The sequence below is a fragment of the Paraglaciecola arctica genome, from assembly GCF_018861065.1.
GTDB classification, from domain to species: Bacteria; Pseudomonadota; Gammaproteobacteria; order Enterobacterales; family Alteromonadaceae; genus Paraglaciecola; species Paraglaciecola arctica_B.
On sequence record NZ_JAHKQO010000014.1, the window covers coordinates 17,873 to 39,251 of the forward strand.

The window sequence follows — 21,379 nt, forward strand, 5'->3', positions numbered from 1 at the left end:
TCAATTACTCACTTTCACTGTTTGCTGTCACAAAATTAGTGGCTGGAACTTGGTCTTTAAAGGTTTCAGCAATGGCTTGGCGAGTAGTGAACCACACTCCAGGCTTTTCACTGACATACTTAAGAAAAGCTTCAAGTGCGCCAATTCGTCCTGGACGTCCAATAATACGAAGGTGCAAACCTAAGCTCATCATTCGTGGTTGTTCTGCACCTTCCTCGTATAAAACGTCAAAGGTGTCGATGGCATATTTTAGCCATGCATCAGGCGTCAGAGAGGGTGCTACCCACATTTTCATATCGTTTGAATCCAGTGCATAAGGCACAATAACCATAGGTTCATCTGTGCCCGTCACTGCATCCCAAAACGGGGCATCGGCGCTATAGTCGTCCATGTGATACAAGAAACCTTCTTCTTGTAACAAGCGGCGAGTGTTTTCGGTCAGTAAATAACGAGACAACCAGCCAAGAGGACGTTTACCTGTGGTTTTTTGAATACTGCTGACCGCATCTTTTATAAACTGACGCTCTTCTGCTTCATCCATCCGAAATTGAAACACCCAGCGATAGCCATGAGAACAGGTTTCATCATTACGGCGACGGATCGCTTCAGCGATTTGTGGAGCACGCTCTAGACTCAAAGCTGCGGCTGTCCACGTAGCTGGCATTTGGTATTTATCGAGCAACTTAATAATGCGCGGCGCGCCTTCGTTAATACCATATTGGTAGTTAGACTCATTACCATAGTTGCGCATTGGCTTTTTTAAGTGAACTTGCAATTCGTCCACTGGCTCCATGCCTTTGTCGCCTTCTTTTATACTGTACTCTGAGCCTTCTTCGACGTTTACCACTATGGACATGGCAAGTCTTTTATCTTGTGGCCACTTATAATTTGACATCAATTTGCTCTCTTAACTTTAATGATATTCTTCGCCGCCGGACACGTTCATGCACTCACCCGTGATGTAACTGGCTTGTTCTGAACATAAAAAAGCGCAGGCTTTGGCTATGTCTTCTTGTAAACCCGGTCGCCCCATTGGGATACGATCGCGCATGTCTTGCATATATTGTTCGTAACCTTTGCCTGTTACCTCTGAAAAATGTGCATTTTGCCAAGCGCCTAGACCTGTAGTGACGTGGTTAGGACAAATTTCGTTAACATTGATTTTATGACTACCCAGCTCAATTGCGGCAACACGGGTTAGACCGTTCATGCCGTGTTTTGAAGTGGTGTAAGCAGAGGCATGACCAAAGGCTGACTTAGATGCTTGGGAGCCGATATTGATAATTTTGCCGCCTTGGCCTTGTTTCACCATTTGCGCCGCGGCGTACTTCACACCTAAAAACGCGCCCCGCAGATTAACGCCAAGTACCGCGTCCCATTCGTCTACTTGCATTTCTAAAATAGACTTCATTAAGTACCCGATACCAGCATTATTAACCCAGATATCAACTGAGCCATATGTGGCTACCGCAAAATCCACCGCGCCTTGCACTTCATGTTCGTTTAAAACATTACACACAAAAGCACTGGCTTCTCCACCAGCTTGTTTGATGTCTGCCACTATTTGATTCATTTCATCAGTGTGGCCAATGGCGTCATCAGGCGTATGTTCACTAACTGATTTACCGATATCGGTTATGATAACTTTGCAACCTTCTGCAGCTAGGCGTTTTGCCATGGCTTCTCCCAGCCCAGCTTGTCGCCCTGCACCGGTAATCACTGCCACTTTGCCTTTTAGTTCTGGATATTGAGACATAGGACCCTCTAGAGTTTTGAAGTCATGATGAAGGTAGGGTTATCAGCAAACTTTTGAAATTCGCTCGCCACTTTTTGCATCGTTTCGCTGGCAACTTCCTGACCAAACTTGTCCATATCATTGATTTTGAGTATTTCAATATATTGATAGGGAGGCGTCGCCTCACTCATTAATATGCCTTCAGCTTTTAACACTTCGAAGGAATCAACCGACGCGAGTCCGCCAGCGGTAGGAATATCAGTTTCTGTGGCCCATTGTTGATACACACTTTCGTCAACACCGGCTTGTAGATTAAATAATACAACTATAGTGGTCATTAGATTTGCTCGACTCAATTAATTTGTACGGACAAATTTAGAGTGCCTCATATCACAAGTCAATCTTTGCCGAAATTAGCTCTAAGGTATTTGACAAAAAGCAATTTGGGTTAGGGGAATGCAACAGAAAAGCAATAAAATTTGGGTGATTTTGTGGATGCACACCTTAAAAGTGATTCTTAAATTTTAGCTTGCCGTTACTATTTTTTTAATTGAACTGGTCATATGTAGGTCAACGCGGTAGCTTTACAACACATCACTAGATAAAAACTATAAAAGGAAATTAAATGGGTATCTTTAGGCTCCATAATCAGTCAAGGCCAAGGAACACAACAATCAGTTTAGGCCCGTTTCGTCACATCAAACTTGGGATTTCATGCTTACTAACTTTACTTTTAGTGATACCAAGTGCCGCAGCTAAAGAAGAGCAAACTGACTTATTTAATGCTAAATATTGCTCACTCACAGACAAACAAGCCAAGCTTGATCTATCTAAGGTTAAGTTAAAGCGAGAATCGGATATTCCGCTAATGTATCAAGGGGCAAATAACCTTGAAGGACCTTTGTGGCATAACGGTGCGTTGTACTATACCAATATGGGCTCACATCAAGCCGACGCTCAAGGTTTTGTGTTAACGAATCAAACCACTATCTGGCGCTGGGTACCGGGTACAAAACCTAAAGTTTGGCTAGATGATAGGGTAGCAGGAACCAATGGGTTAGCCGTCGATAAAGATGGAAATCTAGTGGCAACTAGACAGCTTGACGGTTCACTGGTGAATATCGATTGGCACACTAAAAAACTGTCAACCATAGTAAGTCAATATGAAGATAAACGTTTTAATTCACCCAACGACTTAACTATCGCTTCTGACAACAGCATATATTTCACTGATCCTAACTGGAATGTGCCTTCCAACATTGATGCCGCTACCACGCAAGGAGGTGGTGCTCCTGGCTCGCAAACACCGGGGCAGCGCATTTATCGCGTCAGTGCTGATGGAAACGTTCGCCCAACTTTAGTCACCGAGCTCGCACCAGCCTTGCGGGATAAGCCAAATGGTATTGCGTTGTCTTTAGACCAAAAGCAGCTACTGGTTGGTGGGCTAGCAGGGCTGTGGGTATTTGAACTAAGCGCTGGACAAGTAACCAACCCGAGTCAAATCCTTGATACCCCAATAGACGGTTTAGGGAAGGATTGTACTGGTAATATTTATGTCACTACCAGTCGAAAATCAGCGACGCGAAATGATGGACAATTTGTGGTGATTTTAGATAAGCACTATCGGGAAATTGGTGCATTAGAGGTGCCAGGTATCCACATAGTCACAAACGTCGCTTTTGGTGCACAAGATGGTCGCACTTTATTTGTAACAGGTTTAACCGCACCAATGGATGGCGACAAACCACGCCTATGTGGTGACACAGTTTGTCAAAGTGCCGGCATTTATAGCGCTAAGCTCAATGTGCAAGGATTTCCTTATTAACTGTTACTAACTGTTATTAACTGTTATTAACTGATAGTGCCGATAGCTATGCAGCTCACTGCATAGCTAATACTCACTTTTAGTCAGCTCATCCTGAACACTTTGCATATCAGGATCATTAGCTTCTAGTTCTTCTTTGTCTTGCTGCATAATACGCAACACTCTCGCTAAATAAGCTTGGGTGTCTACACTGCGTTTTGCCACTTCTTCTTTGCTTGGTTGGTAGTGATCTAACTCACCCTTTGCAATCAGCCCTTTATCGACCAGGAGACATTCAAGTGATGCCAAACGTTCTTTGGTGACCGACAATTCCATCGCCAAAGTCATAGCCACAGATAAGGCTTGTTCGGTTTGTTTATCTGCTAAAAAATACGGCCGTTGCCCTTTAGCCTTAGTGCCTGCCAAGTTAATTTTTTCAGCATCAGATAGCTGTGTATTTAGTTCACTCATGCCACTTTCTCACTTATTTTTGCGTTTTTTCCTTTCCATAAACCTAAAGCGTTCCAAACCGGTGAACGACCATAGTCTTCGCCTTCACTCTTAGGTTTACCAAATATTTTCTCATCTACTTTGGATACCACTCCCACATCAAACATGTCTTGAGGATCAAAACCACAATCCGCAAATACTTGTTTTAGATCGAGTTCATGCATTGGCCCCCAATAAGGTTCATTGTTGAAGTAGGTATCCCAATCTCGAATGAACTGCTGGTATACATCCATACCCGCATATTGTGGCTGCTCTAAATGTAAGTTAAGACCACCGTCAGCTAACAACCGGTTAATATTTTTAAGGATTTTTGGCATCGCTTGATGGGACAGTTCATGCAAAAACATCGAGGTAGTGATTAAATCAAACGAACCATCTGCATACTGACTCAAGTCTTCGGCATTGGCTTGTACGAATTGAATATTGTTTAATCCCAACGACTTGGCCCTTGCATGGGCATATCGCAAACTAGGGCGCGCCACATCTACAGCTATCACTTGGGCGTCAGGGAAATGTTCTGCCAAAGGCAAAGCATTGTGACCCACAGTACAACCAATATCCAAAATACGTTTTGGTTTAAAGTCTGGATGTTGGGTTTTCAGCCAATTGGCAATACCTTGACCACCACCATCACTGAGAGCACCGAGCAAACCGGCTGTGGTAACAAACAACCCCAAGTCATAGCTCGCCGCTACAGTCACATCATTTTCGAAGTACTCTTGATAATAACAACCAGGCTGACAATGAATGTCTACCATCGCAACATTGGGTGGTACCACTACGTTATCATCAAGTTGTAGATTAGCGTCGTTGTGGCAGGCCTTATCGACCTTATCTACTATATTTTCAATTTGCCCCAGCACTTGAGCACGAGCAGCTTGATGACGCATTTCCATGGTATTACGTCGCAGCGCACTCCACATTTGAAAATAACCATTGTTTAACATATGTTGACGCACTTGGTGCCGAGAGCTTGGCTCTTCTCCGGTTTCAGCAACAATTTCAGGCTTAACTTGTGTTTCGTAAGCGGTCTTTACGCCAGGTAATATTTGACTACTTAGATGCACATTTAAGTGAGTCAAAAAGTTTAAGCGGGCCACTTCATCATGATTAGCCACGGGAAACACGTTGTGCTTAGTGAGTACATCCCATGAAGGTAAAGCGCTACTATTACTCATGACTCATCTCCAATGATTTGATATTCGGTTAATTCGTAGTGGGTTTGCATATAACCGTCAACACCGGCTTTAAGCAAAAGGTAATCATCATCAGCGGTCACCCATAGATTATATGGAGGGTGCTCTTCTGGTAAATTACCCGCTGTATCCACAACTTGAAAATGCCGTGAATTGAATTTTCCAGCCTGGACTTCGATTTCTTCTTCACCTACATACTGAATTCCTAGGCCATTCATTTTAAACAACAATGGGCCCGTAGCACCGCGGTGATCCGGTGAAGTTAGCATAATGTCTGGAAAAAAGGTTTTACCCGGCCCTTTTGACAAATCATAAAGCTTCATCAATAAGCCATCACCGACTATGGGATGCGCTTGCAACCACTTAACAGGTTGCTCTATTTCAATACGCTGAGTAATACGGCCGTCGCGCTGGTTATGGGTTTCACATTCTGCGTAACTATCAGTAAAACGGATCCAACCACTGCCTTCATATTTATCACCTACACTGAGGCGCACACTACAATCAATGGGGCTACAATCTTGACGCATAGATTGCACCACATCCCGAATCACATTTGGTTCATCATCAATTTCGCAATGAGCATGCATCACTTGTACACCGTCTGATTGAGTGGTCAGAGTGAAAAACTCTCGGCCTCTTTCCATGCCAAATCGTTCTGGTTTTTTACTGGTGTATTGAATTACGCCGCGGATAGTTCTGTGCTTCATTTAGTTGACCGCCTTATCTGTGTCTTAAATGTGGGTCTTGCCAATCTCTTATAATCGTTTGGCTTTTGTTGGCAAATTAACATTAAGCAAATTGTCGCTATTTTTATTTGCAAGCTATGCTAAAACTAGGATATAACTAAATTGTTATATCAATAGAACATTAATAATCAATTGCCGTAAAAGTTAAGATATTTCTAGGTTAAATTGTGATCACTATCCATCCAAAAACCTATGACAATTATCAAAGATTTGAAGGAAAACCCATGCAAACAAGCTCTAAAACCGCAAAAGAAATTTACTACGACATAAAAAACAATCCGGCTCGAAAACGTTTTGGATTTGGCAACAAGGCCGTGTTAGTTAATATCGATCCACAAAAAGCCTATACCTGTACCGACGAGTTTGCGACAGCCTACGAAACCGATCCTCGCCAAATGGAATATATCAATGAGATGTCGAAAGCCTTTCGAGCCTTAGGTTGGCCAGTAGTTTGGACCCACGTAGCCTATATGGAAAGCGCCGAAGATGCGGGTATTTGGGGAACCCGTACCGATACCCCTGACTCTTTACAAAATATCAAATTTGACTCACGACGCAGCGAATTTGATGACCGCTTAGAAATCGATTACGTCAAAGACGTGGTGTATTTAAAAAAAATGCCCTCTGCTTTTTTTGAAACCCAATTGCAATCGTTGTTGGTATGGCATCAAGTGGATACCGTCATTCTCACCGGCGGTTCAACATCAGGATGTATTCGTGCCACAGCGGTTGATTCTTTATCTCGAGGCTATCGCACTATTGTTCCGGAAGAATGTGTGGCAGACAAACATGAAAGTTATCACTATGCCAATTTAACGGATTTATCTCTGAAATATGCTGATGTCCTTACCCTTGATGAAGTGAATCAATGGTTATCTCAACAAAGCCCTAAGTAACGCTAAGTTACTTTAGGTAACTCTCAGCAATCAAAAGCATTAAAAAGGTAAGGTAAATGAAAAGTGATCCCGGTTTTTACGATTATTGGCCCTATGAAAATCGCCCTAAAATTCGCTGGCCCGGTGGCAAAAAAATGGCTTTCTGGGTTGCGCCTAATATAGAATTTTATGAGCTCAATCCACCCGCGAATCCTTCTCGCAAAGCGTGGCCGCAACCCTACCCTGCAACCCAAGGGTACAGTATCCGTGATTACGGTAACCGTGTGGGACACAAACGACAAATGGATTTGCTGGATAAATACGGCATTCGTGGTTCGATTTCTTTGTCGACAGCGCTGTGTGATCACCACCCTGAAATCATTCAAATGTGTAAAGAACGCAATTGGGAGTTTTTCAGCCACGGCATTTACAATACGCGCTATACCTACGGAATGTCAGAGCAACAAGAGCGCGACATGATAAAAGATTCTATGGAAACTATTTATCAGCACACCGGCCAAAAATGTGGTGGTTATTTAGCGCCAGCCTTATCCCACTCCGAATTAACCTTAGACTTGTTCGCAGAAGTGGGCACTGAACTATTTGGTAACGAAGGCGGTATTTACACCTGTGATTTATTTCATGATGATCAACCGACCCCCATCCACACTCGCAGTAATAAACCCTTTGTATCAATCCCTTATTCACTAGAAATGAATGACACTATCGCTTATGTGGTCAATAAAATTGAGCCGAGACGTTATGGTCAAATGTTAAAAAACAACTTTGACCGCCTCTACGCTGAAGGTGACGAGTCAGGCACTATCATGTGTATCCCCACCCATAATTATCAGGTGTCTTGTCCACATAGAATGAAAGCCTTCGAAGAAGCCCTTGATTACATTACTAGCCACGATGATGTTTGGGTGACCACAGGTAAAGAAATTGCTGAATATTACCTTGAACACTATTACGAGCAAGCCAAAGTGGATATCGCACACAAAAACGCGGCACTGATAAGGAGTGACAAATAATGGCACTTGATAAATCTTACCTAGAATACGCCAAACGTCAGTATGGTATGGATCATGACAGATACGATTGGTCAATGTTGACCGACCGGCCTCAAGTGACCTGGCCCAGTGGCAAAAAGTTAGCGTTATGGGTCAATGTACCTTTGCAGTTTTTTCCACTCGACCAAAAAGGAGAGCCTTTTAAAATTCAAGGTGGCATGACTATGCCCTACCCTGATTTAAGGCATTTTAGCTTACGAGATTATGGAAACCGCGTGGGCATTTATCGATTTTTAAAAGCCTTTGATCAATACGGCGTGACACCCACATTTGCCATGAACACCGAATTGGCGAAACGCACCCCTTATCTACTCAACACCATTAAAGAGCGTGGCAACGAAGTTATATGTCATGGCATGCACATGGATGCGTTGCACTTTGGAGGACAAGACAAACAACTTGAATCCCAATTAGTACAAGATTCGTTAAATCAATTACGAGACTTAACGGAACAAAAAGTGACAGGTTGGTTAAGTCCAGGGCGTAACGAAAGCGAAAATACCCCAGAGTTATTAGCCGCCAACGGCATCGAATTTTGCTGTGATTGGGTAAATGACGACATGCCCTACACCTTCAAAACTCAGCAAGGTAACTTATGGACCATGCCATTATCTAACGAGTTAGATGATGCCTTTATTATGCTCAATAACTTACACAGTGAAGATTCATACGCCGATCAAATCGTTGATGCATGTGATTATTTACTTAAAGAGGCCAACGAACAAGGAGGGCGAATTTTAAGCTTAAATATTCATCCTTGGATGTTAGGGCAACCTCATCGTATCTCCGCTTTAGAGCGTGTGCTTGAATATGTAATGTCGCAAGATGTATGGAGCGCTTCTGCAGGCAATATTTTGTCGGCATTTAAGGCACAACAAAATGCTTAATATTAGTGACTAGGCAAAATATAAGGGAGCGAAGTGAGTCGAGAGTCTGTGATACTGGTTACACTAATTGCATATAAGTTGTTACTTATTGGGATTGGTTTTTGGGCAAGTCGTCGCACACAAACTAGCGAAGATTTCTTTATTGGAGGGAAGGCTCTCGGTCCGTGGGTTGCCGCAGTAAGTTCATCGGCCAGTGCATCGTCGGCATGGAGTTTGTTAGGTGTCAGCGGTGCAGCCTATGCTATGGGGTTATCTTCATTGTTGCTTTTTCCTGCGGTAGTGGGAGGTTATGTCTTTAACTGGTTGTGGCTTGCTCCGCGAATTCGCGATAGAGGGAACAAATCAGGCGCGGTGACATTGACCGAATTATTAGCAGGCAAAGACAGTTGGACTCGGCTAATCGTATTTATCTGTAGTTTTGCCATTGTGTTTTCATTCGCGTTCTATATTGCCGCTCAATTTCAGGCTGCTGGTAGTACCTTTTCCAGTAGTTTTGGTATTTCTGTAGAAAATGCCATCGTCACAGGCACCGCTATTATCTTAATTTATACTTTGCTCGGTGGATTTTGGGCTGTCAGTGTGACAGATACTATACAAGGTATGTTGATGGCGGTTGTTGCTATTGTCTTACCCGCTGCCGCACTATATGAGGTTGGCGGTCCAGCTGAACTCGTAGAAAGTATGACTCAGGTATTCGACCAAGATCAACTCTCCATATCCAGTTCATTTTTTGGCTATTCTGCAGTAGCTTTTGTAATTGGCCTTTTGGGTGTAGGCCTTGGAAACCCCGGGCAACCGCATGTTGTCAATCGCTTTATGGCGATCAAAGATGAACGCTCAATGAGGATTGGTAAGTATATTGGCATTGCTTGGCCGGTGATTGTGTACGGCGGTATGTTAATTTTAGGATTATGTGCCAGAGTATTGATGCCTAGTAGCGAAGATAGTGAGAAAGTATTATTTGAAGTCACCAATAGGTTGTTTCACCCTTTAGTTGCTGGCGTAATTATCGCAGCGGTGTTATCAGCCATTATGTCTACTGCTGATAGTCAATTGTTAGTATCCGCCTCATCGTTATCATACGACCTCAACAAAACCTTATCACACAAAAAGAGCTTACTCTTTTCTCGTTTTAGCGTATTCGTGATGTGTTTGATTTCTTTGCTAATTGCACTGTATGCCCCACAGGCTATATTCTCAAGAGTGCTATTTGCATGGGCTGCAATTGGTTCAGCATTTGCACCGCTACTGATCGTGATGTTAATGGGATATAACGTCAATGGGCCGTATCGCTTTGCCGCCATTCTTAGCGGTTTTACACTAACGGTAATATTTAATTGGTTAGAAAACACACCGGGTGACGTTTTAGAAAGAGTGATACCTTTTGTCTTAGCATTTGCTATAGCTTGGGTAGGTAGAAAACAACCTGACTTAACCACCCAAGATTCTCGCTAACAAAATGAAACATACACATCTAGATTGGCTTAAATCATATACTCCTTAGCATCAGATTTAACCAAGTTTTTGGGATCCTTGTTTTAGTCTTCTACCCTCAAAAGTACCATTTCCTGATACAGTTTGATTATTAACCGGTTTCCCGTGGTGATAGTTGTAGCTGGAATTAAAGCGTGAACAAAACAAAGGGGCCAGCTTTAAACAGTTTAATCAAAAGCTTCATTACATCTAAAAAATGCTGTCAATAAGTTGCCTTAACCGATTTAGGGTGTTCAGTAAAAATTGACTAGGCATAATTACGGCTTTTATAAAAAAGGGCGGCCTCTAGGCCGCCCTTTAGGGAGATTGCTTTAGCGACTAATGACTCTTATTTTTATTGAATTTACCGCCTTCCACGTCATTTTTATAACCAATCCAGCTGGTTTCATTTTCACGTTTGTCATCTAAAGGAGGTGGATTTTTATAAAGAGGAGCATGAGTATTAATATACTCTTTCATCACTTCACCCATCTCATCAAACCCAGCGACTTTAAAACCTGACGTATTAAAATAGATTGAACCTTCTCTGCCTGACATCATCATCCAAGGCAACCAATCAGAGATACGAACCCAACCGATATGAGCGTCTGCGGTTTTGGTGTCAGAACTCACTAAATTGTCCACACTTCCAGACCACGTAAACATTTCTGTGGCGTGATATACGCCGCCTACTTGCTTTTGATAATCGCCAGCTAAGACATTGTGATAAAACAAAGGAATGGCAAATGACGTGGACCACATATTATCTGAGATTTGTCCACCAAAACTCTTAGTCCAAGGGAAGGCCTTACCGTTTTTGTCAAAAGGGAAACCAGAGGTATTATTGACCGGATCATTTAATACATGATGCACTTCTAGCTCCTCGTCAGTCCAAGGATTTGTCCATTTTTCCAAGGGTTTCCCCGTCTTCTTATCGGTATATAATAAAATTTCACGTGAAATTATTCGGTAAGATTTGCCCTGAATTCCACCATCAATTGTGACGCAGGTTCTAACATTCATTCCTTCTACATCAAATAAACGCATATCTGGCTCGCCTTGTCTGCGAGAATACGCCTGCCCTTTCCACCAATAATAGACAGGCTCACCATCTACAGTAGAACATTGGATTTTTCGTGAAGCCTCTTTGGCACCTTCTGGAGTATTTAGATCCAGCTTAGCGGCCGCAAATGCGCTGCCAACTGACGTACTAGCAAGCAGTAACAGTGACGCAAGTTTAAGTTTTATCATATATTTATTCTCTTATTATTGACCGTATCTAGACTAGATGAATGCAGTTAGGGTGCATTGAGAATTATCAATTAACACCCAAGATTTTCCAGACTCCGCTGGCTTGTAAAATCGTATGTTTAGTAGTAAAAATTCGCCCCTCAGCAAAAATCACACTTTTAGTTTTGCGGACTATGTTACCTGTTGCGAACAGCACATCGCCATCCTTAGCCGCAGCAATTAAATTGCTGTTTAAGTTGATGGTGGCAAAACGAATATCATGGCCTATTTCATCACCAATGGCGCGATAAATTATGTAGTCGGCAAATGACAAAGTGACACCACCGTGCACTACCCCTTCGGGATTAAGGTGATGAGCTTTGATTTCTAAGGCGCGATGCATCACACCATTAACGTTTTTTTCAAAAAATGGCCCGATATGCTGTGAAAACCCTTGCTGCTTTTCGCATTGAGTAAAACTGCTATCAAAGTGAAGCTCTGCATTGGCGCTTACCGATGTGTTCGCTAATGTTTTCACCATTATATAAACCTCCCAGGGCGTTTTTCGGTAAAGGCTGCAGCGCCTTCTTTAAAGTCATCGCCGTGAAATGCTTTATCAAACAAGCTTTGAATTGCCAAAGTGTCAGCTTCGCTGGGCATCACTTCGCTTAGGTGCGCTAACGAGCGTTTAGTGCCGCTCACCGAATAACCGCTGACACTGAGTATCGATTGAACTAAGGATTCTACGGCCGATTCCAATTCATCTGGTGCCACAATTTGATTAACCAACGCCCAGCGCTCGGCGGTAGCAGCGTCAATTTTTCTACCTAAATAAAGCAATTCCTTGGCACGAGCCAACCCTACTAAGCCTACTAATCTTTTGGTATCTTCTAGGCTATATAACAAACCCAATTTTGAGGGTGTAATCGCAAAACTCGCTTGCTTAACCGTTACTCTAAAATCACAACACATCACCAGTCCCATGCCCCCCCCTACACAGACACCGTTTATTTGCGCGATAGTGGCAAAGGGTAGCGCGGCTAATTTTTTTTGAGCCAGCTGCACTATTTCATTGCTAGCGGCGAATCTATCGGGAAGACTAAGCATTTCGTGCAATTCGTTTATGTCTGCACCGGCGCAAAAGGCTTTTTCACCTGCCGCACTGAGCACTAACACTCGCACGGTTTTGTGATTAGCTAGACTATCGCAAGCGTCAGCGATGGCTTGCCACATATCTTGGGTTAACGCATTGTATTTTTCTGGCCTGTTGATGCGCAAATAAGCGACTTTTTCCTTAATATTCAAGATGATCGTTGACATAAATCAATAAGCTCCGGTGTCGGTTTAGCACTAGGTTGCGTTGTAGGCTGTGATACGCCAAATTATCAGCTATTCATCCCAATTTTAAATTGCGATTTAGCAATCTAACAGAGAAAACAATATGAGCGACCCTTTTTTAGGTCCAATAGTCGGCGCAACGCTGTTAACAAACAACATTAAATTTGCCAGTGAGTCCTATCAAGCGAGCATGGGTTACACCTTAGTCAGAGACGATCTGGTAAGCCAAGCACTGTGTGATTTATGGCATACCCCTAATTTACTTAACAACCCAATGCATATTTTGGCAGCAGCCAACGGCCATGCTTGGTTACGGATTGTAGAGGACTCCAATTGTGGCTCCGCTATACCGCTTAAAACCCAAGGTTGGATGGCACTTGAGGTGAATGTGGCCGATGTAGACTTAATCCGCAACGAAATCGATTGCGACGTTTTCAAAATCATAGGTGAGCCAGCGTATTTGCAAATCAGTGATGCAATTAAAGCGATGCAAGTCATTGGTCCGTGTAACGAAGTCAGCTACGTCACCCAAGTCGACAAAGCCGTACCTCCATTTCATCTACCTATGACCCAATCACGCACTGGTAGTTTGTTTATTCCGGTACTGTGCACCCAAAATCGAGATACTAGCTTGGCATTTTATGAAGCCTTAAACCAACACAGCGGGTTAAAGTTTGAGACTAAAGTAACAGTGCTCAACAATGCTTGGGGTAAAGATATCGAACATCAATACCCAGTAGCCACGTTACAATTGGCGGGCGACTGTTTGTTCGAAATTGATCAAGTTCCCGATGCCCAGCCGAATATTGTCAATTCGGGCTCTCTGCCCTCTGGAATTGCAATGATCACTTGTGTTGTCGAAGACATTGAAGCCGCTGCTAAACAGCTTAATACAACAGTAAGCCACACTAATGACCACTACTACCCCGGCCAAAAAGTGATTTTGACTCAAGGACCATCTGGTGAGCTGCTTGAGTTAGTTGAACAATCTAATAAATAACAGCGATTATGAGATTAAACGTTCGTCGCATAATGTACGCTTAAAACACTCGCCATTTTTAAACCAATGCCAAGTTCTGGCGCGATGTTTTTTGTCTGGGCCCATCACAATGCTTTCGTAAAACCAAGCGCCGGGCTCATCTTTGCGTTCTAGTTCCAATAAAAATATGGATGGGCTGGCGACCCAACCGTAACCTTTGAAAGTTTCTGTATCCCAATAAATCTTGTTGTTTTGAATAATACCGTCAAATGCCACTTTGAAGACACGACCGTCATCCCAACTAAACTGGTTACGCTGGGTGTACACAACAAGGCCTTCAACTGGGAAAACACATTCAACCAAACTTTGATGGCAATCTAGGGTTTCACCGTGAATATCTATATGTCGATAGGTACCTTGCCAGGTGCCTGCATGTTCGAGAACAGTCGGCATCAATAACTGCAATTTAGATGTCATAAAATTAGGTGTTCCAAATAAAAATGAGTCTAGGCATCAAAAAAACTTAACAGTTCAACTGCGACATCTTCAGGAAAGGCATCTAAAAAGCCTGCTGCCCACTGAAAATAATCTTTACGCAATCCGTTATTCAAATAGCTATCCACCCGCTCACTTTGCTCGCGCATATCGTCGTCTAAATTTATCACTAATAGTCGATGTGATAAGGTTTTGATCTGTTCAATATACTGAGCTGCGTGATTAAATGCCGCCATATGCCCCCACTCGTAGGCATCACCAGCTCGCAAGTTTTCAGCCATGGAGTCGGCACACATTTCTAAGGTCATACCTGGGCCACGGTAGTGAATGATACGTTCCCACATAATTCGAAACCTATTCCCCTGTTCATCAAGAGGGATAGGTGCAAATTTATCGCAGAATGTTTGTACTTCACTGGGTAAAAATATAGGAGCAGCGATATTGACTACTTTATTGACCCACTGCGGCTGCTGGTGCGCCGCACACACCGACACCATACATCCAGTGTGATAGCCAACAAAATCAACCTTAGTGACCGACAGATGTGTTAACACTTGCCACACAGCAGTTGCGTAGTTTTCGATGTTTGCTTGAGATTCACTAAAGGGAAGCGAAGACTCACCGTAACCCGGGTAATCAATGGCAATAGCCAACCTATCTTGGCCGAGTATGGGTAAAATATGTTGAAACGAGCGGCTAGACTTAGATACCATGTGTAAACACACAATGGCAGGCTTGGCCGAAGCCTCACCTGCTATACGATAATGAAGTTGCCCGAATTCACCGTCAGTAAAATGTCGTGTCACTTTACAAGAATTCATGACAGCTCCAATTAAAAGCGGTATTCGGCGTCAACGCCCCACATTAACGGGTCGGCTGCATACTGGGAAAAATCCGCGGCTGCAGCAGCTCGAGCGTAGTGTTCGTCGGTGAGGTTTTTACCCCAAAGCGCTAGCGCCCACTTTCCATTATTAGGCTCATAAGCAATGCGCGCATTAACAAGTGTGTCTACTGAAGTAAGCGAGTGTGTGGGTGCATTCGCCACTAAGCTATAAGAGTCACCTTCAGATGAAAAATCAATACGACTCGTTAACTCACCGTCTCCCAGCGCCATTCTATGGGTAAAACCAATAGTACCTTTGTAATCTGGCGCATTTTTCAATTGTAAATCTTTGGCGCACTCAATAGACACAACGTCGTTACAACCCGGGCTGACACCGTTGTTAGTTAAACCACCGGCTTGAGCCAGAGTTAATTCGGTATATTCACCATCTATAGTGCCAAAGGTTAGATTAATCGTCAGACTATCAGACACTTGGTATATTGCTTCTAACTCAATACCACTGATTTCGGTTTCATCCACATTAAAACGGGTAAAGCCTACCCCAGGTACAGTTGAAGCAATTTGTAGGTTGTCATACATATTGTAAAAATAGGTCGCATTTAGTCGCAGACTGTTATCGAATAAATCACTTCGCACCCCAATCTCAAAAGCATCAAGCTCTTCTTCATCAACTGGCACAAAACAAGCGGCTTCAGAGAAACAATCTGGTGACCAACCACCACTCTTAAACCCCGTAGAATATGATACATACGCCATGACATCTTTGGTGAATTGATTATTTAACGCTATGTTATAAGTGGTATTGTCGAAGCCTAATTCTTCGGTACGACCATTACCGGTACCCGGTATAAAGCCATCGATTTCTTTAGTTTCGTCAGTAAACCTCAGGCCAGTAGTTAAGGTCAAAGTGTCGTTAAAGTCATAAGTAGTTTGCACAAATGCTGCATAGGCTTCGGTTTCGATACCTAACTCGCCAGGAAAAACAAAGACTGAATCCATTTGTACAGTTTCATTGAAATAATACACGCCTGACACGAAGTTAAATGCACCGTCATAATTCGAAGATAGGGTAATTTCTTGACTGAATTGGTCTTGATCTGTTTGTTGAGTGTAGGGAAAACCAATACGACTCGACAAATCATCTTCTAGCTCCCTGTAACCACTTAAGAAACTGAGATCATATTCATCAATACTGCCTTGAATATTTAAGGTAATGCCGCTGGTTTCAACTTTGCTACGATAATCATTAAAACAACCAATGCTTAAAAATGTGGCCGGTGTTGCAGCAGAACAGGTAACTCCTGGAACAGGCTCAATGGTAAATAGATTATCATCAGCATCCTGTTCCAGCGCGACACTGTCTGGTACCGGATCTGAGTTGTCTTTAGTGTAGTCCACCGCCAAATTCATAGTCCAGTCATCATTGAATTCAGTAAATAAAGCGATTCGTAAGGCTTTCGTATCTTTCTCACCGGCTTCAGTACCAGCCTGATTGGCAAAGTCACCATTAGGATTAACCGTATGCAATCCGTCACGTGATTTAGTTAATACCGTTGCTCGAATTGCAGTTGTATCCGAAATCCCAAGGTTACCGGTTAACCGTGCGTCTAAGCGGCCATCACTTCCCATAGTGGCTTTCACCACACCGTAGTTTTCGCCTACTTCAGGGGCTTTACTGATCAGTTTAATCGCTCCCCCGTTTGAATTACGTCCATAAAGTGTACCTTGAGGGCCACGTAATACTTCAACTCGTTCTAAATCCACCAAATCGAAGAGGGCGCCCACTTGACGTCCTACATACACACCGTCGACATAGACTCCCACAGCAGGGTCCGCCGATACTCGTGATTCATCTTCACCTACACCTCGTAAGAATAAACGAGCACCACTTGCTGTGCCGGTGTTTGTGGCAATACTGATATTGGGGATTTCGTATTGTAGATCTAACACGTTGCTAACTTGTTTTAATTCCAAATCAGCGGCACCAATTGAGGTAACCGCCACAGGGACTTCTTGAATAGACTGAACACGTCTTTGTGCAGTAACTAGGATTTTTTCTACTTCTTTTTGCTTAGCACTTTCATCCTGTTCGGCGTCCTGTGCCATTACAGGAGCCACAGAGAACGCTAACACTCCACTTATTAAAGTAGCTAGTTTCTGCTTCTTAAAAAACGTACTCATGGATTTCCCCTTAATGATGAATCAACTTTAAATTAATGTTATATCGTTTTAATGACATATTATTATAACATTAAACAAAGTCAAGAAATGGATTGGTTAAAGAACAAGCCACAAAGAAAACACCTAACCATATGTTTTATATAAATTTAATTGAAAATCAACAACTAACAGGTAAGAAAAAAACGCGTTTATTAATGACACTTTTTTAAGATTAAATATCGAGGACTTGTAGGTTTTTAAGACAACTTAGATCTATTGAAATGGGATTTTGATTTGAATTGGGGGGGTAAGTATAAAAAATTCCACCTTGAAATATTCATCAATTAATATTTATACATCAGTAAAATTGCAAGTGTTAGCAACATTACTATTTACATAACCTGAACTCGGGATACATATTCAGTCGCATAAAAAAACAAAACCCGCTGTAACACGGGTTTATGGTTTTTGGGTCGATAAATATTTGGAGAAGCAACACTTCCCATTTTATTCGTTCACCTTGTTTACACTTTCACCACTGATTTACCCATATTTTCACCGCGCATTAAACGGCAAAAGGCTTCTGGCGCTGCTGCAAGGCCATGGGCAACATCTTCACGTACAACAAGTTTGCCTTGTTTGAGATATTCCAAACAAGCCTCTACAAATTCAGCGCGTCGCGGTTCGAAATCGTAAACCACCAAACCATATATAATGGCTCTCGCTTTGATCCACATGGCTGGCGGTGGCCCCATGCTGCGAGTAGTTTTGTTATAATCAGCCATCAAACCACACAAAATAACGCGTGCCCCCACTGCTAACCGCTCTGAAACAGTATTGAGCATTTCGCCACCTACCAAATCAAAAAAGATATCAATTCCGTTAGGGCAAAGTTGGTCTAATTGTTCAGCTAAGTTACCTTTCTTTCGATTAATACAGGCGTCGTACCCCAAATTTGCTACTGCGTACTCACATTTCTCGTCAGAGCCTGCAATTCCAATCACAGTACAACCATATATTTTTGCCAACTGCCCAGCAACTGAGCCTACGCCACCAATTGCTGCGGGGATCACCACCACATCACCGGCTTTAGGTTGCGCTTGCCAAATTAGGCCGGCGTAAGCGGTTAACCCTGGCATACCTAGCGCTGATAGTGCGTATGATGGATTTTCAATGTCTTTTTGTACTTTAAAGATCTCGTCACCATCATGTACTGAATAATTTTGCCAACCTCCAAAACAACGCACTAGGTCTCCTGGTTGAAACTCAGGATGATTTGACTCAATCACCTTACTCACGGTTTCACCCCGCAGTACATCCCCTGGATTAACCGACCCCGACATATGACGCCCAGCAATCTGGCTGCGCATATAAGGGTCGAGTGATAAGTATTGCGTTTCACATAACACTTGTCGGTTTTTGGCCACAGGCATTGGGCCTTTTACCAAGGTAAAGTTTTCTGGTTGCGGTTCTGATTCTGGGGTTGAGACTAGCTGAACCTGCATATTTTCTTTCATATTTACCTTTCCCATTCTTATTTATTTGTCTTTTTGTCTATTTATCTATTCGTCGATTCAATAGGATCCGCTTACGATTGCTGCTGTTGAAACGCTGCAAATGCATTGGCCATTTCATCAATACCAAGCTGCACTTCTGTATCGCTGCGCACCCAATCCCACCATTGATTCAATGTGTGCAAGCCTTCGGTTATTTTACTATTGGCATCTGAACCAACAGTGACATCTACCCACCAAAAAGTTGGAGCAAGTATAATATCGCCTAAGGTTAACTGATGGTTATCAAGTTCAATGTTGCAGCTAAGCCAGCGATCGAGTTTTTCGAGAACGGTTCTAACAAGCTGCTGTTGCTCATTTTGGTCAAATTTAAAATTAGCTAGCATCATTGCTTTAAAGTACGGCAGCAAGGCTGGCGCTAAATGGGTATCGGTAAAACTCGCCATTACCCTGGAATTAGCGGCATCTAAGGGTGCTTTAGGTCTAAACGGCTGCTCTGGATAACAGTCTTCTAGATACTCCATGATTGCCACTGATTCTGGCAGGTATTGGCCATTATCAAGGGCTAACAATGGAATTTTACCTAATGGAAAACGTGCCAAAAACTCTGGTGTCTTTAGTGCCAGCGTAGGGGCAACAAACTCGACTTCTAACTTCTTTTTTCGGATCAATATACGCACTCGGGTGGCGTAAGGAGAATGATCTAGATTGATTAATTGCATCGTAATTTCACTTTTGTAATTGCCCATAAATTGCTAGCTTGTTAGCCCAAACACTAATGTTGCAGGTTGCAGCCCGTCGCTTACCTTTTATCGCTTATCTTTTATCACCTATCACTATCATTCAACATTGCCGGCAAACTTGGCACTGGCCATAGCAGGAGCCGCTTCAATGTCGGTTTTAAAGGTGGCATTCCAACGGTTTAGAAAACCAAATAGTGAAATCACTGCCACAATTTCTACTATCTGTACTTCGCTAAAATACGTTTTAAGCCGGGTAAATTGTTCGTCAGTGACCGCGTTAGGCACCAGTGCTGCGTTACGTGCAACATCTAAGGCTTCTCGTTCAGCAGGGCTAAACAACTCGCTACTTTGATACTCCCAAATCGCAGCGATTTTTTGCTCGGTAATACCATGCTTTAAGGCCCCGTATTGGGTATGCGCTTGGCAATATTGGCAACCGCTGGCACTGCTGGTCATCAAACCTAAGAGTTTTTTAAGATCGTTATCTAGCTCACTGGGTTGATATATAGATTGCACCAAAGCTAAAAATGCATTGAGCATCTGCGGTGAGCGCGCCATGATCAGCCCATCGTTTGGAGTAAACCCCATGATGTTTTCACCTTGTGCCATAATGCTTTGAAGCTCGGCTGGCAATGAATCTATGGGTAAAGCAGAAAGTCGCGACATCAGTTATCCTTTTGGACGATTATAATTACTAGGCTCGTTGAAAACCTTTAGGAAACCCCGCATCCGGAGTAAAACCGTATAAGGGTTCATTTGGTAATAACTTGGCCAAAATCTTGCGGGCCGCAAACATTCGTTCAAAATCAATTCCGGTTTTTAAGCCCATGGCTTCTAGCATAAACACCAAATCTTCCGTGACTATATTACCACTGGCACCAGGCGCAGCAGGACAACCACCAATACCACCCATGGAAGAATCAACTGTGGTGATACCCACTTCTACCGCAGCCAAAGCGTTAGCCAAACCTTGACCTCGAGTGTTATGCAAATGAATGCCTGTGAGGTTTTCTTTACCCACAGCGGCCCAAACTTTTTTAACTAAACGTTTCACTTGAGCCGGATTGCCAGAGCCTGTGGTATCCGATAGCCCCACTTCATCGCAGCCTGCTTCCATTAATGCGACCGCCAGTTCTACAACTTTATCTTCGCTAATTGCGCCTTCTATGGTGCAACCAAATGCAGTAGCTAAACCGCCTTCAAATTTAGGGCGTTGTCCTTGAGGTAGAGTTTTTAGCAGTTCTGCAATTCGTTTTACTTCTTCCAACATTTGCTGATGAGTGCGTTTTACGTTTCGTAAGCTATGAGTTTCACTCACTGAAAAAGGAATGCTCATTTTGGTTGGGCCCACTTCAATAGCATTTTGTGCACCACGTAAATTAGGTACCAAGACTGCGATTGATAACCCTGCAATTTCTTTAGCATAACGGGCAACTTCTGCAGTATCTGCAAGTTGTGGTAAGACTTTGGCAGGTACAAAGGATCCCACCTCGATTTCAGGAATGCCTGCCGCAGCTAACGCATCAATCCACCGCAACTTATCAGCCGTGGGCATAATAGTACTAATGCTTTGAAGACCATCTCTGGGGCCAACTTCACTGATTTCTATGTCAAATTTTGCCATGTGTTTTCCAAATTTATGCCTTGCGAATTCTGAAGGCGAAATAATGAGATCTCATTGGTATGTTGAGATCCAAAGACCAAAAATAAAATACACGTCATGAGCCATCTCATGCAATGCGGTTTGATGGCAACACTGCCCTCAAATTGACAA

General features: G+C 43.0%; 22 protein-coding genes and 1 pseudogene. 6 read left to right on the forward strand and 17 right to left on the reverse strand.

Annotation, left to right across the window (positions count from 1 at the left end; genetic code table 11):
• Positions 1–4: 4 nt before the first annotated feature.
• The 3 genes from KO534_RS04535 to KO534_RS04545 are packed head-to-tail and all read right to left on the reverse strand — an operon-like array spanning position 5 to position 2,073.
• Positions 5–895 (reverse strand): polysaccharide deacetylase family protein, encoded by an 891-nt coding sequence (locus KO534_RS04535; protein WP_215927730.1) that lies wholly within the window; start codon positions 893–895, stop codon positions 5–7.
• Between the two features lie 18 nt (positions 896–913).
• The gene (locus KO534_RS04540) at positions 914–1,756 is read right to left on the reverse strand and encodes an SDR family NAD(P)-dependent oxidoreductase (protein WP_215927733.1); all 843 of its coding nucleotides are present in this window, start codon (positions 1,754–1,756) and stop codon (positions 914–916) included.
• An 8-nt stretch (positions 1,757–1,764) separates the two neighbouring features.
• The gene (locus tag KO534_RS04545) at positions 1,765–2,073 is read right to left on the reverse strand and encodes an REDY-like protein HapK (RefSeq protein WP_215927735.1); all 309 of its coding nucleotides are present in this window, start codon (positions 2,071–2,073) and stop codon (positions 1,765–1,767) included.
• A 287-nt stretch (positions 2,074–2,360) separates the two neighbouring features.
• Between KO534_RS04545 and KO534_RS04550 the strand changes: the two genes are divergently transcribed.
• Positions 2,361–3,560 (forward strand): SMP-30/gluconolactonase/LRE family protein, encoded by a 1,200-nt coding sequence (locus KO534_RS04550; RefSeq protein ID WP_215927737.1) that lies wholly within the window; start codon positions 2,361–2,363, stop codon positions 3,558–3,560.
• A 66-nt stretch (positions 3,561–3,626) separates the two neighbouring features.
• On the opposite strand, the gene KO534_RS04555 is transcribed toward KO534_RS04550, so the two are convergent.
• From KO534_RS04555 to KO534_RS04565, 3 genes are read right to left on the reverse strand one after another with little or no spacing between them, the layout of a single operon-like run.
• Positions 3,627–4,010 (reverse strand): hypothetical protein, encoded by a 384-nt coding sequence (locus tag KO534_RS04555; protein ID WP_215927739.1) that lies wholly within the window; start codon positions 4,008–4,010, stop codon positions 3,627–3,629.
• A complete protein-coding gene (locus KO534_RS04560; RefSeq protein ID WP_215927741.1) occupies positions 4,007–5,227 on the reverse strand; it encodes a class I SAM-dependent methyltransferase in 1,221 nt (406 codons plus the stop codon). Before KO534_RS04560 ends, KO534_RS04555 begins: the two co-directional genes overlap by 4 nt.
• Complete coding sequence (locus KO534_RS04565) at positions 5,224–5,955, reverse strand: hypothetical protein (RefSeq protein ID WP_215927743.1); 732 nt, start codon at positions 5,953–5,955, stop codon at positions 5,224–5,226. The genes KO534_RS04560 and KO534_RS04565 overlap by 4 nt, the downstream gene beginning before the upstream one ends.
• A gap of 263 nt (positions 5,956–6,218) precedes the next feature.
• Between KO534_RS04565 and KO534_RS04570 the strand changes: the two genes are divergently transcribed.
• From KO534_RS04570 to KO534_RS04585, 4 genes are read left to right on the forward strand one after another with little or no spacing between them, the layout of a single operon-like run.
• Positions 6,219–6,890, forward strand: coding sequence for an isochorismatase family protein (locus KO534_RS04570; RefSeq protein WP_215927745.1), 672 nt, complete (start codon positions 6,219–6,221; stop codon positions 6,888–6,890).
• A gap of 56 nt (positions 6,891–6,946) precedes the next feature.
• A complete protein-coding gene (locus KO534_RS04575) occupies positions 6,947–7,903 on the forward strand; it encodes a polysaccharide deacetylase family protein (protein WP_215927747.1) in 957 nt (318 codons plus the stop codon).
• On the forward strand, positions 7,903–8,829 hold the full coding sequence (locus tag KO534_RS04580) for a polysaccharide deacetylase family protein (RefSeq protein ID WP_215927749.1): 927 nt from the start codon (positions 7,903–7,905) through the stop codon (positions 8,827–8,829). Before KO534_RS04575 ends, KO534_RS04580 begins: the two co-directional genes overlap by 1 nt.
• A gap of 33 nt (positions 8,830–8,862) precedes the next feature.
• The gene (locus KO534_RS04585; protein ID WP_215927751.1) at positions 8,863–10,284 is read left to right on the forward strand and encodes a sodium/proline symporter; all 1,422 of its coding nucleotides are present in this window, start codon (positions 8,863–8,865) and stop codon (positions 10,282–10,284) included.
• A gap of 83 nt (positions 10,285–10,367) precedes the next feature.
• Here the strand turns inward: KO534_RS04585 and KO534_RS23675 are convergent.
• From KO534_RS23675 to KO534_RS04600, 4 genes and pseudogenes are all read right to left on the reverse strand, one after another.
• Positions 10,368–10,457 (reverse strand): annotated as a pseudogene (locus KO534_RS23675) (hypothetical protein); the annotation flags it as partial.
• Positions 10,458–10,641: 184 nt separating this feature from the next.
• Positions 10,642–11,553: a DUF1838 family protein gene (locus KO534_RS04590; RefSeq protein WP_215927753.1), complete on the reverse strand. Its 912-nt coding sequence runs from the start codon at positions 11,551–11,553 to the stop codon at positions 10,642–10,644.
• A gap of 67 nt (positions 11,554–11,620) precedes the next feature.
• Positions 11,621–12,073, reverse strand: a complete 453-nt coding sequence (locus tag KO534_RS04595) for a PaaI family thioesterase (protein ID WP_215927755.1) — start codon at positions 12,071–12,073, stop codon at positions 11,621–11,623.
• Positions 12,073–12,852 carry an enoyl-CoA hydratase/isomerase family protein gene (locus KO534_RS04600; RefSeq protein ID WP_215927757.1) on the reverse strand — a complete coding sequence of 260 codons (780 nt, stop codon included), beginning with the start codon at positions 12,850–12,852 and terminating at the stop codon, positions 12,073–12,075. The genes KO534_RS04595 and KO534_RS04600 overlap by 1 nt, the downstream gene beginning before the upstream one ends.
• Positions 12,853–12,973: 121 nt before the next feature.
• Between KO534_RS04600 and KO534_RS04605 the strand changes: the two genes are divergently transcribed.
• Positions 12,974–13,870 carry a VOC family protein gene (locus KO534_RS04605; RefSeq protein WP_215927759.1) on the forward strand — a complete coding sequence of 299 codons (897 nt, stop codon included), beginning with the start codon at positions 12,974–12,976 and terminating at the stop codon, positions 13,868–13,870.
• A gap of 6 nt (positions 13,871–13,876) precedes the next feature.
• Here the strand turns inward: KO534_RS04605 and KO534_RS04610 are convergent, their stop codons facing one another.
• The 7 genes from KO534_RS04610 to KO534_RS04640 form a co-directional block, all read right to left on the reverse strand.
• Positions 13,877–14,326: a hypothetical protein gene (locus KO534_RS04610; RefSeq protein WP_215927761.1), complete on the reverse strand. Its 450-nt coding sequence runs from the start codon at positions 14,324–14,326 to the stop codon at positions 13,877–13,879.
• 29 nt (positions 14,327–14,355) lie between these two features.
• Positions 14,356–15,165: an alpha/beta fold hydrolase gene (locus KO534_RS04615; RefSeq protein ID WP_215927763.1), complete on the reverse strand. Its 810-nt coding sequence runs from the start codon at positions 15,163–15,165 to the stop codon at positions 14,356–14,358.
• An 11-nt stretch (positions 15,166–15,176) separates the two neighbouring features.
• Complete coding sequence (locus tag KO534_RS04620; protein WP_215927765.1) at positions 15,177–17,369, reverse strand: TonB-dependent receptor; 2,193 nt, start codon at positions 17,367–17,369, stop codon at positions 15,177–15,179.
• Between the two features lie 503 nt (positions 17,370–17,872).
• A complete protein-coding gene (locus KO534_RS04625; RefSeq protein WP_215927767.1) occupies positions 17,873–18,865 on the reverse strand; it encodes an NADP-dependent oxidoreductase in 993 nt (330 codons plus the stop codon).
• 71 nt (positions 18,866–18,936) lie between these two features.
• The gene (locus KO534_RS04630; protein WP_215927769.1) at positions 18,937–19,584 is read right to left on the reverse strand and encodes a glutathione S-transferase family protein; all 648 of its coding nucleotides are present in this window, start codon (positions 19,582–19,584) and stop codon (positions 18,937–18,939) included.
• A 117-nt stretch (positions 19,585–19,701) separates the two neighbouring features.
• The gene (locus KO534_RS04635) at positions 19,702–20,271 is read right to left on the reverse strand and encodes a carboxymuconolactone decarboxylase family protein (protein ID WP_215927779.1); all 570 of its coding nucleotides are present in this window, start codon (positions 20,269–20,271) and stop codon (positions 19,702–19,704) included.
• A gap of 28 nt (positions 20,272–20,299) precedes the next feature.
• Complete coding sequence (locus KO534_RS04640; RefSeq protein WP_215927781.1) at positions 20,300–21,229, reverse strand: hydroxymethylglutaryl-CoA lyase; 930 nt, start codon at positions 21,227–21,229, stop codon at positions 20,300–20,302.
• Positions 21,230–21,379: the final 150 nt, after the last annotated feature.

What these genes read in the sequence shown, in the direction of transcription:
- KO534_RS04575 (WP_215927747.1), top strand. Translation starts at nt 6,947, where the DNA reads ATGAAAAGTGATCCCGGTTTTTACGATTATTGGCCCTATGAAAATCGC.
- KO534_RS04640 (WP_215927781.1), bottom strand. Translation starts at nt 21,229, where the DNA reads ATGGCAAAATTTGACATAGAAATCAGTGAAGTTGGCCCCAGAGATGGT.
- KO534_RS04605 (WP_215927759.1), top strand. Translation starts at nt 12,974, where the DNA reads ATGAGCGACCCTTTTTTAGGTCCAATAGTCGGCGCAACGCTGTTAACA.
- KO534_RS04620 (WP_215927765.1), bottom strand. Translation starts at nt 17,369, where the DNA reads ATGAGTACGTTTTTTAAGAAGCAGAAACTAGCTACTTTAATAAGTGGA.
- KO534_RS04610 (WP_215927761.1), bottom strand. Translation starts at nt 14,326, where the DNA reads ATGACATCTAAATTGCAGTTATTGATGCCGACTGTTCTCGAACATGCA.
- KO534_RS04635 (WP_215927779.1), bottom strand. Translation starts at nt 20,271, where the DNA reads ATGTCGCGACTTTCTGCTTTACCCATAGATTCATTGCCAGCCGAGCTT.
- KO534_RS04570 (WP_215927745.1), top strand. Translation starts at nt 6,219, where the DNA reads ATGCAAACAAGCTCTAAAACCGCAAAAGAAATTTACTACGACATAAAA.
- KO534_RS04560 (WP_215927741.1), bottom strand. Translation starts at nt 5,227, where the DNA reads ATGAGTAATAGTAGCGCTTTACCTTCATGGGATGTACTCACTAAGCAC.
- KO534_RS04545 (WP_215927735.1), bottom strand. Translation starts at nt 2,073, where the DNA reads ATGACCACTATAGTTGTATTATTTAATCTACAAGCCGGTGTTGACGAA.
- KO534_RS04600 (WP_215927757.1), bottom strand. Translation starts at nt 12,852, where the DNA reads ATGTCAACGATCATCTTGAATATTAAGGAAAAAGTCGCTTATTTGCGC.
- KO534_RS04615 (WP_215927763.1), bottom strand. Translation starts at nt 15,165, where the DNA reads ATGAATTCTTGTAAAGTGACACGACATTTTACTGACGGTGAATTCGGG.
- KO534_RS04595 (WP_215927755.1), bottom strand. Translation starts at nt 12,073, where the DNA reads ATGGTGAAAACATTAGCGAACACATCGGTAAGCGCCAATGCAGAGCTT.
- KO534_RS04630 (WP_215927769.1), bottom strand. Translation starts at nt 19,584, where the DNA reads ATGCAATTAATCAATCTAGATCATTCTCCTTACGCCACCCGAGTGCGT.
- KO534_RS04565 (WP_215927743.1), bottom strand. Translation starts at nt 5,955, where the DNA reads ATGAAGCACAGAACTATCCGCGGCGTAATTCAATACACCAGTAAAAAA.
- KO534_RS04535 (WP_215927730.1), bottom strand. Translation starts at nt 895, where the DNA reads ATGTCAAATTATAAGTGGCCACAAGATAAAAGACTTGCCATGTCCATA.
- KO534_RS04555 (WP_215927739.1), bottom strand. Translation starts at nt 4,010, where the DNA reads ATGAGTGAACTAAATACACAGCTATCTGATGCTGAAAAAATTAACTTG.
- KO534_RS04550 (WP_215927737.1), top strand. Translation starts at nt 2,361, where the DNA reads ATGGGTATCTTTAGGCTCCATAATCAGTCAAGGCCAAGGAACACAACA.
- KO534_RS04590 (WP_215927753.1), bottom strand. Translation starts at nt 11,553, where the DNA reads ATGATAAAACTTAAACTTGCGTCACTGTTACTGCTTGCTAGTACGTCA.
- KO534_RS04625 (WP_215927767.1), bottom strand. Translation starts at nt 18,865, where the DNA reads ATGAAAGAAAATATGCAGGTTCAGCTAGTCTCAACCCCAGAATCAGAA.
- KO534_RS04580 (WP_215927749.1), top strand. Translation starts at nt 7,903, where the DNA reads ATGGCACTTGATAAATCTTACCTAGAATACGCCAAACGTCAGTATGGT.
- KO534_RS04540 (WP_215927733.1), bottom strand. Translation starts at nt 1,756, where the DNA reads ATGTCTCAATATCCAGAACTAAAAGGCAAAGTGGCAGTGATTACCGGT.